The organism is Sediminibacterium sp. FW305-C-49 (assembly GCF_058231085.1).
Genome location: NZ_JBIQXS010000001.1, coordinates 75138 through 89772 on the forward strand (window position 1 = coordinate 75138; position 14635 = coordinate 89772).

Annotated in this window: 14 protein-coding genes; 12 read left to right on the plus strand and 2 right to left on the minus strand. The window is 39.3% G+C overall.

Annotation, left to right across the window (positions count from 1 at the left end; genetic code table 11):
• Nucleotides 1–153 precede the first annotated feature (153 nt).
• The 6 genes from ACH3Z1_RS00285 to ACH3Z1_RS00310 all read left to right on the plus strand — a co-directional run bounded on the left by ACH3Z1_RS00285 (nt 154) and on the right by ACH3Z1_RS00310 (nt 7308).
• Nucleotides 154–1161, plus strand: coding sequence for a Gfo/Idh/MocA family protein (locus ACH3Z1_RS00285; protein ID WP_490819819.1), 1008 nt, complete (start codon nt 154–156; stop codon nt 1159–1161).
• A gap of 75 nt (nt 1162–1236) precedes the next feature.
• Nucleotides 1237–2955: an IlvD/Edd family dehydratase gene (locus ACH3Z1_RS00290; protein ID WP_490819821.1), complete on the plus strand. Its 1719-nt coding sequence runs from the start codon at nt 1237–1239 to the stop codon at nt 2953–2955.
• 9 nt (nt 2956–2964) lie between these two features.
• A complete protein-coding gene (locus ACH3Z1_RS00295) occupies nt 2965–3954 on the plus strand; it encodes an SMP-30/gluconolactonase/LRE family protein (RefSeq protein WP_490819823.1) in 990 nt (329 codons plus the stop codon).
• Between the two features lie 4 nt (nt 3955–3958).
• Nucleotides 3959–4795, plus strand: coding sequence for a fumarylacetoacetate hydrolase family protein (locus ACH3Z1_RS00300; RefSeq protein ID WP_490819824.1), 837 nt, complete (start codon nt 3959–3961; stop codon nt 4793–4795).
• A gap of 21 nt (nt 4796–4816) precedes the next feature.
• On the plus strand, nt 4817–5974 hold the full coding sequence (locus tag ACH3Z1_RS00305) for an endo-1,4-beta-xylanase (RefSeq protein ID WP_490819825.1): 1158 nt from the start codon (nt 4817–4819) through the stop codon (nt 5972–5974).
• Between the two features lie 23 nt (nt 5975–5997).
• Nucleotides 5998–7308 (plus strand): gluconate:H+ symporter, encoded by a 1311-nt coding sequence (locus tag ACH3Z1_RS00310; protein WP_490819827.1) that lies wholly within the window; start codon nt 5998–6000, stop codon nt 7306–7308.
• 86 nt (nt 7309–7394) lie between these two features.
• Here ACH3Z1_RS00310 and ACH3Z1_RS00315 read toward each other — a convergent pair whose 3' ends face one another.
• Complete coding sequence (locus tag ACH3Z1_RS00315) at nt 7395–8735, minus strand: ABC transporter permease (protein ID WP_490819829.1); 1341 nt, start codon at nt 8733–8735, stop codon at nt 7395–7397.
• A 35-nt stretch (nt 8736–8770) separates the two neighbouring features.
• Entirely contained in the window at nt 8771–9706 is a 936-nt protein-coding gene (locus ACH3Z1_RS00320; RefSeq protein WP_490819831.1) for an ABC transporter ATP-binding protein, read from the minus strand.
• 151 nt (nt 9707–9857) lie between these two features.
• Here ACH3Z1_RS00320 and ACH3Z1_RS00325 point away from each other — a divergent pair, with 151 nt between their 5' ends.
• From ACH3Z1_RS00325 to ACH3Z1_RS00350, 6 genes are all read left to right on the plus strand, one after another.
• Nucleotides 9858–10856: a zinc dependent phospholipase C family protein gene (locus tag ACH3Z1_RS00325; RefSeq protein WP_490819833.1), complete on the plus strand. Its 999-nt coding sequence runs from the start codon at nt 9858–9860 to the stop codon at nt 10854–10856.
• Nucleotides 10857–10958: 102 nt separating this feature from the next.
• Nucleotides 10959–11651, plus strand: coding sequence for a hypothetical protein (locus ACH3Z1_RS00330; protein ID WP_490819835.1), 693 nt, complete (start codon nt 10959–10961; stop codon nt 11649–11651).
• Nucleotides 11652–11783: 132 nt separating this feature from the next.
• Nucleotides 11784–12452, plus strand: a complete 669-nt coding sequence (locus ACH3Z1_RS00335) for a hypothetical protein (RefSeq protein ID WP_490819836.1) — start codon at nt 11784–11786, stop codon at nt 12450–12452.
• Nucleotides 12449–13102, plus strand: coding sequence for a hypothetical protein (locus tag ACH3Z1_RS00340; RefSeq protein ID WP_490819837.1), 654 nt, complete (start codon nt 12449–12451; stop codon nt 13100–13102). The genes ACH3Z1_RS00335 and ACH3Z1_RS00340 overlap by 4 nt, the downstream gene beginning before the upstream one ends.
• On the plus strand, nt 13081–13866 hold the full coding sequence (locus tag ACH3Z1_RS00345; RefSeq protein ID WP_490819838.1) for a sensor histidine kinase: 786 nt from the start codon (nt 13081–13083) through the stop codon (nt 13864–13866). Before ACH3Z1_RS00340 ends, ACH3Z1_RS00345 begins: the two co-directional genes overlap by 22 nt.
• Entirely contained in the window at nt 13863–14501 is a 639-nt protein-coding gene (locus ACH3Z1_RS00350) for a response regulator transcription factor (RefSeq protein WP_490819840.1), read from the plus strand. Before ACH3Z1_RS00345 ends, ACH3Z1_RS00350 begins: the two co-directional genes overlap by 4 nt.
• Nucleotides 14502–14635 lie beyond the last annotated feature (134 nt).

The window sequence follows — 14635 nt, forward strand, 5'->3', positions numbered from 1 at the left end:
TAACGATTATATTACGTAACACAATTTGCTATGGTTAATCGTTACCAACCTTCACGGCGGAAATTTCTCAGCAATTTAGGGCTTGCCGGATTAGGTCTGCCTTTACTGACTGGTGGAGATTTAACTCATCCGTTTTTTTCAAAACAAAAAAAAATGCAACAGAATAAAAAATTGGGTATTGCGCTGGTTGGTTTAGGCGGGTATGCTACTGGCCAATTGGGTCCTGCATTGTTGGAAACAGAACATTGTTTTCTGGCAGGTATTGTGACGGGAACCCCTTCAAAAATTCCAACCTGGACAAAAAAATATAAAATACCAGAAAAAAATATTTACAGTTACCATAACTATGATCAGTTAAAAGACAATCCTGATATAGATGTGATTTATGTCGTGTTACCAAATAATATGCATGCTGAATATACCATTCGTGGTTTTGAAGCAGGCAAGCATGTGATCTGCGAGAAACCAATGGCTATTACCGTTGCAGATTGTGATCGCATGATTAGTGCTGCCAAAAAAGCCGATAAATTTCTTTCTATAGGGTACCGTTTGCATTTTGAGCCTTATAATCTTGAAATGGTTAAGCTGGGTACTTCCAGAAAATTTGGAGAGATAAAAAAAATTAGTGGGGGATTTGGATTTAAAGCAGCCCCTAACCAATGGCGCTTACAACACAAATATGCCGGTGGCGGACCTTTGATGGATCTGGGCATTTATGCTGTTCAGGGTATGTGTTATACGACTGGTATGCTACCTATTGCTGTTACTGCTCAGGAAGGAAAGAAAACAGACCTAACCAGGTTTAGTGAAGTTGAACAATCGTTGAGCTGGCAATTTGAATTTTCAAACGGACTTATTGGGAATGGTTTTGCGAGTTATGACGACAACATGAATTTTCTCAAAGCAGAAACAGCTCAAGGCATTTTTGAGCTTACCACTGCTTACAATTATAATGGATTACAGGGTAAGACTCCTGCCGGTGTGATGAACTTTCCACAGGTAAATCAGCAGGCCAGACAACTGGATGCTATTGCTTTATCTATTAAGAACAATATACCATCAATTGTACCCGGAGAAATGGGAAGAAGAGATGTAAAGTACCTGCAGGCCATTTATGAAGCTATGCGAACAGGAAAAAGAGTTGAGCTGAGTACTGACTAATGTTAGAACTGTTCAAGTGTGCGACGCAACAGGTGATGCCATAAAAACGAAAGACGATAAACAAAACATATAGCCATGTCAAAAAAACTGCGCAGCCAGGATTGGTTTGGAAAGAAAAATAAAGACGGAATTATTTATCGAAGCTGGATGAAGAACCAGGGTATGCCCACTGATATGTTCGATGGGCGACCGGTGATTGGTATTTGCAATACTTTCAGTGAACTCACTCCCTGCAACGCTCATTTTCGAGATCATGCAGAAGCGGTAAAAAAAGGTGTACTGGAAGCAGGTGGTTTTCCTTTAGAGTTTCCCATCATGAGCTTGGGAGAAACACTGCTGAAACCAACCGCCATGCTTTTCCGTAACCTGGCAAGTATGGACACTGAAGAATCCATTCGCGGGAATCCGATTGATGGCGTGGTGCTTTTAACTGGCTGCGATAAAACAACACCCTCTACCGTTATGGGTGCAGCCAGTGTAGGTTTGCCCACCATTGTTGTTCCCGGCGGCCCTATGCTCAATGGCAGGCACAAAGGACAGACAATTGGCAGCGGCACACATGTATGGAAGTTTGACGAAGACATGAAGACCGGAAAAATGACACAGGAAGAATGTGAATACGCGGAGAGTTGCATGAGCAGAAGTATTGGCCATTGTATGACAATGGGTACCGCTTCAACGATGGCCTGTATGGTAGAATCTCTCGGACTTACACTTAGTGGGGCAGCCGCCATACCAGCAGCCGATTCCAGAAAAAAAGTAATGGCGCAACTTAGTGGAAGAAGGATTGTACAGATGGTAAAAGAAAATCTTACCATTGATAAAATATTGACCCGTGAGGCATTTGAAAATGCCATCAAGGTAAATGCAGCCGTGGGTGGTTCTTCCAATTTTATTATTCACCTGATGGCTATTGCTGGCAGAATTGGTGTAGATCTACACCTGGATGATTTTGATAAACTGGGTAGCAAAGTTCCCTTATTGGTTAACCTGATGCCTTCCGGAAAATTTCTGATGGAGGATTTTTATTATGCAGGAGGGCTACCTGTTGTATTGCACGAATTAAGAGACCTGTTACATAAAAATGTAATCACTGTAACCGGAAAAAATCATCAAGAGAATATTGCAGGACAAACAGATTGTTACAACCAGGAAGTGATTGCCCCATATGAGCAACCTTTAATTGCCGAAGCTGGCTGCGTGGTAGTAAAAGGCAATCTTGCCATGAATGGCGCCGTCATAAAACCTTCTGCCGCTTCTCCCCATTTAATGAAGCATAAAGGAAGAGCCGTTGTATTTGAGAGCATTGAAGATTATAATGCCAGAATCGATGACCCTGAACTGGATATTGACGAAAACTGTGTGATGGTTTTAAAATATGTGGGGCCTGTAGGCTATCCGGGTATGCCTGAAGTAGGCAATATGGCTTTACCAAAGAAAATACTGGAAAAGGGAGTCAGAGATATGGTTCGTATCAGTGACGGAAGAATGAGTGGCACCGCTTATGGTACGGCCATACTGCATGTTTCACCTGAATCGGCCATTGGTGGCAACCTAGCACTTGTACAGAATGGAGACATGATTGAATTAGATGTTGAACAAAGAAAATTACACCTTGAAGTAACCGATGAAGAACTTACCAGAAGAAGGTTGAACTGGACAGCGCCAGCCCCTGCTGCCACAAGAGGTTATGTGAGTTTATACATTAAACATGTGATGGGTTCCGATAAAGGTGCAGATCTCGATTTCCTTCAGGGAAGTTCCGGTTCCGTTGTAACAAGAGATTCACATTAAGTGCGCATTATGAAAAAGACTACAGCTTTTATGATTGGTTTATTGGCTACAGCTTTTGCATCTGGCCAATACAAAACTACTGGCAGCATTGAATCTATTGATCCTGCACTTGATCAGGTAATCGATAAAAACAGTAAAGCCGACATCATTGCCGAAGGTTTTGAATGGAGCGAGGGGCCATTATGGATAAAACGATATAAAATGCTTTTATTCTCTGATGTACCCACCAATACCATTTATAAGTGGACAGCAGAAAAAGGCAAGGAAATTTATCTGCAGCCATCAGGATTTACAGGCACTTCATCAAAAAGTAAAGAGCCTGGCAGCAACGGATTATTATTGGATCACCAGGGCAATCTTGTGCTATGTCAACACGGAAACAGACAGATGGCTGTAATGACATCTGGTCTTGATAAACCTGAAGCTCATTTTCTGCGGCTGGCTTATCATTACAAAGGCAAACGTTTCAGTAGTCCGAATGATGCCGTGTATAACAAACGGGGTGATCTTTTTTTTACGGACCCTCCTTATGGTTTACCCATGCAGAATGATCGTGATCCGGAAAAAGAAATACCATTTAATGGTGTGTACAACCGAAAAAAAAATGGGGTCGTAACGCTTTTAACAGATAGTATTACACGTCCCAATGGTATCGCTTTTTTCCCGGGTGAAAAACAACTGATCATCGCCTGTTCCGATCCGGTTAAACCTAACTGGTATATCTATGATGTAAGTGGCGATGAACTCAAAAATGGGAGAATCTTTTATACAGCCCAAATGCAAAAGGGCGCTAAAGGTTTACCAGATGGGTTAAAAATAAACAGCAACGGAATTGTATTTGCAACAGGACCGGGTGGTATCTGGATGTTCAATAGTAAAGCTGTTTTACTCGGCAAAATAAAACTCGATGAAGCTGCTTCAAATGTGGCGCTGTCTGACGATGAAAAAACTTTATTTATCACCAACGATATGCGTGTATTGCGCATCGATCTAAAATAAAAATATGAAGGCTTATCAATTAGTCAATGGCATTGCTCTGGAGCAACATGATCAGTTATATTTAATACAAGGAGAAGACTGGAACAGGTTTATCAATGATGATGATGTTTTAGCAAAAGCGGCATCCTGGATAAAATCAGGGAAAGCCTCACCTGTTCACGCATTGGATGAATCTTCGTTAAAGGCCCCCATTGGACAACAGCAGGAACTATGGGCCTGTGGCGTAACTTATTTAAGAAGTAAGATAGGCAGGCAGGAAGAAAGCAAAGACAGTGGAGGCGCCGATTTTTATGCAAAAGTGTATGAAGCCGAAAGACCTGAAGTTTTCTTTAAAGCAACACCACATCGTGTGGTAGGTCATGGCCAAAAAGTAAGAATCCGGAAAGACAGTACCTGGGATGTTCCCGAACCGGAATTAACGCTAGTTGTAACATCTTCTGGCAAGATCATTGGTTATACCATTGGTAATGATATGAGCAGCAGAAGTATTGAAGGAGAAAATCCTTTGTATTTGCCGCAGGCCAAAACATATGATGCATGTGCAGCCATCGGACCCGGCATTTATCTTAGTGATCAGCCAATTGATCAGCATACAGAAATTTCGCTAACGATTCTTCGTAACAACAATATCGTTTTTAGTGGCGCTATAACACTTGCCCAAATGAAACGAACACCCGAAGAACTGGTTTCATTTGTATACCGTGAAGCCTCTTTCCCTTTCGGTTGCCTTATTATGACCGGTACTGGAATTGTACCAGATAGTAGTTTCACTTTGCAGAGTGATGATGAAATTAGAATAAGTATCAGTTCAATCGGTACACTGATTAATTCAGTTGCCTGACACAATTACAATTGCTGCCACATGAATAAAAACCGGATCAATTTTGTTTTGTGCCTTGCTATTTTGTATGGTGCATTTAGTTTTACAAATAAACCTCAACAGGCTGTTACCTCATTGAAAGAAGCTTACAAGGATGCATTCCTGATGGGTACAGCCGTAAACGATGCCATTGTTTCAGGCACTGATCGATTATCACAGGAAATTGTTGTAAAACAGTTCAACAGTATTACACTTGAAAACTCAATGAAAGCTGCTTTGATTAATCCGCAGCCCGGTGTTTTCAATTTCGGCGCTGCTGATGCATTTGTGTCTTTTGGCGAAGCACATAAAATGTTTATTGTGGGGCATACACTCGTTTGGCATAATCAGGTGCCTGCCTGGTTCTTTACCAATGCCATTGGAAAACCCAACAGTAAAGCGGAACAAATTGAACGATTAAGAAGCCATATTGAAAAAGTAGCGGGTCGCTATGCCGGCAGAGTCCATGCCTGGGATGTGGTAAATGAAGTAATTGATAATGATGGAAGTTACAGACCTACCAGTTGGATAAATGCTTTTGGCAATGGAGATACCCTAGTAAAATATGCATTCAAATTTGCCAGTCAATATGCACCAGATACTGAATTGTACTATAATGATTTCAATGCATGGCGACCTGCCAAAAGAGATGGTATTGTTCGAATGGTAAAGATGTTGCAAATGGAAGGCATCAGGATTGATGGAATTGGTATGCAGGGACACTGGGGTCTTAATTATCCTAAAAACAATTATATCGAAGCTGCCATCGATGCCTATGCTGCAACGGGGCTGAAAGTAATGATTACAGAACTGGATGTGGATGTGCTACCACTCACCAAAGAAGGACAAATTATTGGACAGGGTATGAGCGACAGGCAGTTTCAACTGGAAGAATTCAAAACATTTTTTGATCCTTACCAAAAAGGATTGCCAGATGATGTAGAACAGCAATTAACCAATCGTTACAAAGAATTGTTTGATATCTTTTACAGGAAAAAAGATAAAATAGCCCGGGTTACCTGCTGGGGTATTCATGATGGTATGAGCTGGAAAAACGATTATCCTATACCGAATCGTACGAATTATACTTTGTTATGGAACAGAAACAAACAACCCAAACCTGCTTTTCATGCCATTTTGGGTATTCCGGCAAAAAAATAAAACATCCATCCTAATTTAACCCTATGGAACTGCTTGTCATTTTTTTCGCTATCTGTCTGCAACTTTTTCTGACTTATAAAAAAGTAAGTCCGTTTTTATCCCTGCTGATCGTTGCAATATTGTCTGGTATTTTTCTTGGTATGGAACCTATGCAGATCATAAAATCAGTAGAAAAAGGTGTTGCGAATACGTTGGGTGGACTTGCTTTGATCATTTGTCTGGGTGCTATACTCGGTAAAATACTGGAAACAGGTGGTGCCGCTGAGAAAATAGCCAGAACACTGATTAGTGGTTTTGGAGAAAAGAATATTCAATGGGCGATTATGCTTACCGGCTTTTTTATTGGCATTCCACTGTATTACAATGCAGGTTTTGTGATATTGGTACCACTTGTTTTTTCCATTGCTCATAAAGCAAAACTACCATTGCTATATGTAGCTATCCCTATGGCTGCTTCTTTATCAACCACTCACTGTTTTCTTCCTCCCCACCCCAGTCCGGTCTTTCTTGTAAACGCATTTAAGGCTGATATGGGCAAAACATTGATTTATGGACTCATCATTACCATTCCGGTAGTCATTGTTGCAGGCCCACTGCTGGGTCGATTATTGAAGAATACAGAAGTAAATATCAAATCTTTTTTATTCAGCACTGATGAAAAAAATACCAAAGAATTACCGGCTGCTTTACCCAGCTTCCTAATTGGCCTTTTACCTGTAATATTGATTACCACCGCAGTTATGGCAAATTATTTTTTGCCTGATCAGCTATTAAAGAAAGTGTTGGTATTTGTAGGCGACCCAACAATTGCATTATTGCTATCCGTATTTCTTGCTATTGCTGTTTTTGGATTAAAGAGGGGCAATAGTATGGAGACCATCACCAAATGGCTGAATGAAGCTATTTCAGGTATCGCTGTTATCTTGCTCATTATTACTGCAGGAGGTATTTTCAAACAGGTATTACAAGACAGTGGGACAGATCAGTACATTGCCGCTTTCAGCAGTAAATGGCAGATGCCTCCATTGATTTTTGCGTGGGTAGTTACTGCATTACTGAGGATTGCCATTGGTTCTGCCACCGTTGCAGGCATCACGGCTGCAAGTGTTGTAACGCCGTTGGTAGCTACAGGTAATGTATCACCCGAACTCATGGTGCTCGCCATCGGAACCGGTAGTGTATTCGGTTCTCATATTAACGATTCAGGCTTCTGGATGTTCAAAGAATTTTTTAACCTCACCCTCAAACAAACATTTCTGTCCTGGTCTGTTATGGAAGCCGTTATATCGGTGTTGGGGATTATAGGGGTTTTACTGCTAAACCTGGCTATTTAAACAGAGGAATAAGGAATAAAAAATAAGGAATCCGAAAGGAGAATTTCCCTTTCTGATTCCTTATTTTTTATTCCTTATTTCTTATTCTAATTCTTTTTCACCGCCCATTTCCACAATTCTTTCCAGGTAACTTTTTTACCATACATGAGGATACCGGTGCGGTATATTTTGGCTGCAAGCCAGGTGGTTCCAAAGAAACCTAGTATGAGAAATACCATACTCAATATTAATTGAAATACAGTGACCCCATCTGGTATACCGTGTGCCACTCTTGCCATCATTACAATAGGTGATGTGAGCGGGAACAGGCTTCCGAAAACGGCCAGACTACCATTTGGATTATTTACAGCCTGCATCATAATCACAATCGCGAAGATGATTGGCATCATGATAGGTAACAATAAGCTCTGTGCATCCTGCATATCTTCATTCGCTGCACTACCAACGGCTGCAAATAATGACGCATACATGAAATATCCTCCGAGGAAATAAAAGGCAAAACAGCCAATGATCAGCGGGAAGTTGATTTCATTTAAACCTGCCATTATACCACTCAGCGCACCAGACTGTTTGGCTGTTTCTGCTGCAGCCATCATACCGGGTTGTACGGGTTGCGATTGCATCTGTTCAAATAACTGCGGAAATAATACCGGGATCAGTAGCTGTATGGCAAAAATCAGTACACCCCATATTATGAACTGTAATAATCCTACAGCACCAATACCTACAATTTTTCCCATCATCAACTGAAAAGGTTTTACACTGCTGATGATGACTTCTGCAATACGGCTTACTTTTTCTTCTACTACTCCTCTCATTACCATGGTTCCGTAAATAAAGAGGATGATATAGATCATAAAACCTGAAACAAAACCCACCCCATAACTCAGCCCTACTTTGGCCTGGTTTTCGGTTTTACCTGAAGAACTGGAGAAAGTAATAGATTCTTTCTGATCCTGGATACTGTCTAACTGAGCTTTAGAAATATTCATCGCCATCAGTCGTTTCTCTTCAAGGCTTTTACTGATTCGGTTTTCAATTTTCTCGCGGGTCATGATACCAACCGTTTTGGCAGATCTGAACTGCAGCGAATCGGTTGTTTTACCAGTTATAGAATAACTATCGGGAACATAGAGGTAAGCATCGTATTCTTTTTGCTCTAGTTTTGTTTTTAACACAGATGTGTCATCTTTTACAAATTCAAAAACCAGGTCACTACTCTTCTTGGCACCTATTTCTCCATTAAAAACATTGGCATTATCTGATACAGCAATCTTGAAATTATCGGTTGATTTTACACTGAAGAAAATCATCACCGCATAAAAAGCAAATATGAGAACGGGCACACCGATTGTGGTAAGTAAAAAGGTTTTTTTCTGAACCCTGGTAAGAAACTCTCTTCTGGCTACTAATAATATTTTATTCATAAGTTATGTAGTTAGTTGGTTGAAAGGGAAACTGATTAATCTACCTGCTGAAATGACCTGGTTCTGGCACTGCTGCCTTCTACCAGACGGATGAATATTTCATTCAGTGATGGAAGAATTTCATTAAATGCTTCTACGGTAACACCTTGCTGTAGAAAATGCAGCAGGATATCATTGCTTTTAAACCCTTCATTGATTTTCAGCACATAGCCATTGTCTTTATCTTCCAGAATACTGAAAGCCTGGCTGCTGGCATTGATATTATCGCCCTGAATCTTTATACTGAACTTATTCTCTTTGAAACTTTGTTTGATTCCTGCAACAGAGCCATCGAGTACTTTTTTTCCGAGATTCACCAATACGATATGATCACATATTTCTTCTACCTGTTCCATGCGGTGGGTACTGAAAATGACGGTAGAACCTCTTTGCGCCAGTCCGAATATTTCATCTTTAATCAGGTTTGCATTTAATGGATCAAGACCACTGAAAGGCTCATCCAAAATGATGAGTTTAGGTTCATGTAATACAGTGGTTACAAACTGTAGTTTCTGGCTCATACCCTTACTCAGATCCTCTACTTTTTTATTCCACCAGGTTTCCATTTCAAGCTTCTTAAACCAAAACTTGATTTTCTCCATGGCTTCAACCTTACTCAGTCCTTTTAACTGGGCCAGGTAAAGTGCCTGTTCGCCGATTTTCATTTTTTTATACAGTCCTCTTTCCTCAGGCATATAGCCAATTTGCTGTATGTCGTTGATGGGGTCAAACTTTTTCCCATCAAATATAATGTCACCCATATCAGGATAAAATATCCCGGTGATCATACGCAACAAGGTTGTTTTACCTGCACCGTTGGGGCCGAGTAAACCAAAAATGCTTCCTTTTTCAATGGAAAAACTGATATCATCCACCGCTTTCTGAGTGGCATAATATTTTCTTAATGCCTGTAGTTCGAGAATCTTACTCATATTCATGTTTGGTTAAGGTCTGTGAAACTGTTTCAGGTGATGAAGGTAATAAATCGCCATCAACAGCGAATTAGTAGCCCATACAGCCCAAATATTACAGGATATGAAACCGAATATGCTATTTTCGCAACCGGTTTTTAAAAATTGATGTATGAAAAGGTCTATTAAGCTATTATTACTTCCTGTTTTAGTGATTTTATTGATTGTTGGTTCAGGATGGGGGTTCCTTGTTCACAGAACCATACATCAACTGGCCATTTATGAGTTACCGGAGCCTATAAGACCCTTCTTTTATAAGAACATGGCGAATCTTGTACAAAATGCTCCTCGCCCGGATCAAAGAAGAAATGAGGACAGTACAGAAGCTACTAAACATTTTATTGATCTTGAAATGTATGGCGAAGATGCAGCGCATAAAATGCCCATGGACTGGCAAAAAGCCATCAAGCAATATTCAAAAGACAGCCTGTTAAAATATGGATATGTGCCATACCATATTATATATATGCAGGGCAAACTGACCCAAGCCTTCAAAATGAAAAATAAAGACAGCATTCTTTTTTACGCTGCCGATCTGGGGCATTATATAGGAGATGCACATGTGCCCCTGCATACAACGGTTAACTATGATGGTCAGTTAACCAACCAGAAAGGATTACATAGTTTATGGGAATCGATGATCCCGGAAATTGAAATTGGTAATTATAATTTGTATTCATCGCACCAGGCTACCTACCTCAAAGACCCCGCCACTGCCATCTGGAAAGCAGTTAGATCAGGATTCAATATGGTACCTGAAATGCTGACCAAAGAAAAAGAAGTATCTAAAACATTTACAGATGAAAAGAAATACAGGATACAGATTAGACGGGGAGTAGAATCGAAAAGCTATACTTCCGAATTTGCCAAAGCATATGCCGCTTCATTAAAAACCAGTATCAATGACCGGCTATTACAGTCTGCTGATATGATCGCTGATTTCTGGTACACGGCCTGGGTAAATGCTGGTAAACCAGACCTAAAGAGCATTGGGGGTGAATTAACCGACCAGGAAAAGACTCAACTAGACACAGAGTTGTCGTCTTTTAAAAAGAATGCATTGATACAACAACAATTGCTGATATCAAAAAAACAAGTGTCTAATAATTGATCCCATTTATATGGCCCAAAAAATGGGTGAAAAAACGGTTGCGGAAACACAGCCGTTTTTTATATATTCATTTGTATCAAGAGCCTGAAAGGCTATCAACAAATGAAAATCATCAGTAACCATATTGTAGAAGCGATTACTCTGATTACCGCTGTCTGGAATTACAGATATATAAAAAATACCCGTTATGTTTATTTTATTCCGGTTGTAACTTTTATCCTACTGGGAGAACTTGGTGGGGTTTATTTTGCACTTCCACCAAACGAAAGTGTAGCTAAAAATTCGCATATCTATTTATCTATTGCGATGGTTCAATATAGTTTTTACGGGTACATGTTATACCAGATAATTCAATCAAAAAGTGTAAAAAAAATGATCCTGATAGGCACATCTGCGCTTTTCTGGCTGCTCGCCATATGGCTGTTCCTTTTTTTAGACATCAGTATTCTACTATCCACCACCATTGGTGTGGCCAGTTTTTTCTTTATCAGTATATCCTGCTTTTACCTGTACGAAAGAAATATGATCACTGACCAAACAGAAGAACCATTGCTCACCGATCCTGATTTTTGGTTTGTGACAGGTATACTAATTTTTCGGGTGGCGACTACACTCCCATTTTTACTTCATTTTTTCCTGAGTAAAAATCAAATATTGGTTTTTGGAAAACCGTTGTATCATCTTTTTCCACAGACATTTAGCGTTGTCTTATATGGTTGTTTTACTACTGCCATTATTTTATGGCGTAAGAAAAGTCAAATTACTATTACCCAACTCAAGCATCCGCTTCTTTAAATGCCTATGATGATACACATAAACCTATTTAAGCTTCTATGTACTACTTGTATAATAAAATAATCATGCTTTTGTGCAAAAATCATTCATAAAATCAAAATTTGGACGCCTGACTACATTAATCACCATTACATGAAAATTATAAGTAATCATATAGTAGAAGCAATTGCATTTGGCACTGCTGTCTGGAATTACAGGTACTTGAAAAATACCCGTTATATCTATTTTATTCCTTTTTTAGCTTTTATGCTGTTAGGCGAACTTGGTGGATTGTATTTCGGCACACCTCCCTATATCAATGCCGCTAAAAATTTACACATTTACCTGGTGATTACAATGGTAGAAATTATTTTTTATGGGTATATGTTTCATGAGTTACTGATCTCAAAAAAAATGAAACAGTTTACTTTTGTGGGTGCAGCTATACTTTTCTGGCTATTATCCATTTGGTTATTTTTCTTTGCTGATATAGGCGTCCTGCTTTCTAACACCATTGGTATTACAGGTTTTTTCCTCAGTATCGTTTCCTGTTTTTACTTATACGAAATGAATACCAATTCCGAAAAGACAGAAGAAAACCTGATTCGCAATCCAGACTTTTGGTTTACAATCGGTGTATTGATCTTTTGGGTAACCTGTACACTTCCTTTTATACTCTATTTTTTTCTAAGTAAGAATCAAATATTGATTTTTGGAGTGCCCTTATATCGGCTATTCCCTCAGATATTTAGTGTAGTCTTATATAGCTGCTTTACTGTTGCTATTCTTTTATGGAGGAGAAAAAAAATAATCGTGAAATGAATATCACGATTAATCATATTATAGAAACCATTGCATTAACTACGGCAATAGCTAATTATAAAAAAATTAATGGTTCCCGATATGTGTACTTTATTCCTTTTTTAGCCTTTGTTTTACTGGGAGAACTCGGAGCCTCATATTTTTACGGACTTCGAAATGCTACCAAAAACTTGCATATCTATCTAATGATTGTTGTGGTAGAGTGTCTTTTTATCGGCTACCAGTTCTATCAAATAATCAAATCAAAAAAGCTAAAAAAAATTATTTTCATTGGGGTTTCAATTCTTTTATTGCTAGACACAATATGGCTATGTTTTTTCGAAGAAATTGGTAATGTTTTGACTGTAACTATGGGACTTAAAGGGCTTTTCTTTAGTTATGTTTCTTCTTTTTGTCTTTACGAAAAAGCATTCCTGTCAGAACAGCCAGAAGTAACTATTTTTCGCAACCCTGATTTTTGGTTTTCTATTGGATTGCTTACTTTTTTCGTAGGAACAACTATACCCTTTTTACTTTACTATTATTTCAAATTTCACGATGTCCTTATATTCGGGAAGCGGATATATAATTTATTCCCGCAGATTTTCAGTCTGACTTTATATAGTTGTTATATGGTTTCAATCATTTTATGGAAGAAGTATCAAAAGTAATTGTAGTAGGTGTTATAACAGGAACTATGTTTTTGTTACTTTTTACCCTCATCATGATGATGGTACTGATTAACTATCAGCGTAGAAAGAAAAAACTGGAATACGAAAAGAAAGTGTTGGAAGCCCGGTTCGAACAAGAACTGTTACAAACACAACTGGAAATGCAGGAACACACACTTAAAATTGTAAGCCAGGAAATTCATGATAATGTCGGGCAAATTCTGAGTCTTGCAAAAGTAAACCTCAACATTCTAACCATGGAAGGCGGCCACGACCCCAGGATTATTGATACGGCCGGATTGGTTGGAAAAGCCATCAGGGAATTAAGAGATATCAGCATTGATTATTCTGCCGATACATTGATGGAGGAGGGCTTGATGGCTGCCATCAGGCGAGAGCTATCGCAATTGGAAAAAACCGGTCTGTTTTCCACTCGTTTTCATACCGACAAAGACCAGCTTTCCATCGACAAAACCAAAACCATTTTTATATACCGCATGTTTCAGGAAATCTGTAACAATATCATCAAACATGCACAGGCTACAGAGGTTGAGGTATCATTAACCAGCCAGTCAGGAGAAATAAGCTTAACCATCAAAGACAATGGTATTGGTTTCAATGAAACGGATGAAACATTTAAACCTGGCATGGGATTAAACAGTATCCGACAGCGTGCTGCCATGATTGATGCAAAAGCAGCTATCAATAGCAACGAAGGCAATGGTACCACTATTCAGTTAATCTTTAATGAAACGCATCCATGATAAAAGTTGCTTTAGTAGATGATCATACCATCCTCAGAAAAAGTCTTGCCGTATTAATCGGCATGTTACAGGGCTTTACAGTTACGTCTGAATCTGACAACGGTGAACAATTCATCTCACAATTAAATGATAATAACCTACCAGATATTGTACTGATGGATATTACGATGCCTGTGATGGATGGGGTAGAAACCACCAAATGGCTCAAACAAAATTACTCATCGGTAAAAGTGATTGCATTAAGTATGCTGAAAAATGATCTGATCGTTATCAGAATGCTTAAAAACGGGGCGAGAGGCTATTTATTGAAAGATTGCGAACCAAATGAATTAAAGCAGGCAATTATTGAAGTCCATGAAAAAGGCTATTACTACAATGAATGGCTCACGCCCCGTATGAAAACCAAAAGAACAGAGGAGGAATCACTTAAAACGAAAATGATGATCAATGAAGGTGAGCTGATTTTTCTTCGCTTGAGCTGTACGGAGAAAACCTATAAGGAAATTGCAGATGAAATGGGTGTGAGCGTGCGGACCGTAGATGGATACAGGGATGCGCTTTTCCAGAAACTACAGGTAACTACCCGGGTAGGTATGGTCATCTATGCCATCAAAAACAACCTGGTGATGCTATAAAAAAATGGGTGTTTTTCCCCTTGTCCAGCCTTTTCATCCCTTCTACTTTTGTTTTCAGGAGCATTTATAATAACGATACATGTTATAAATGATAGAGATAGCAACCATGACCTAGGGGGGTAAATGGATTGCTG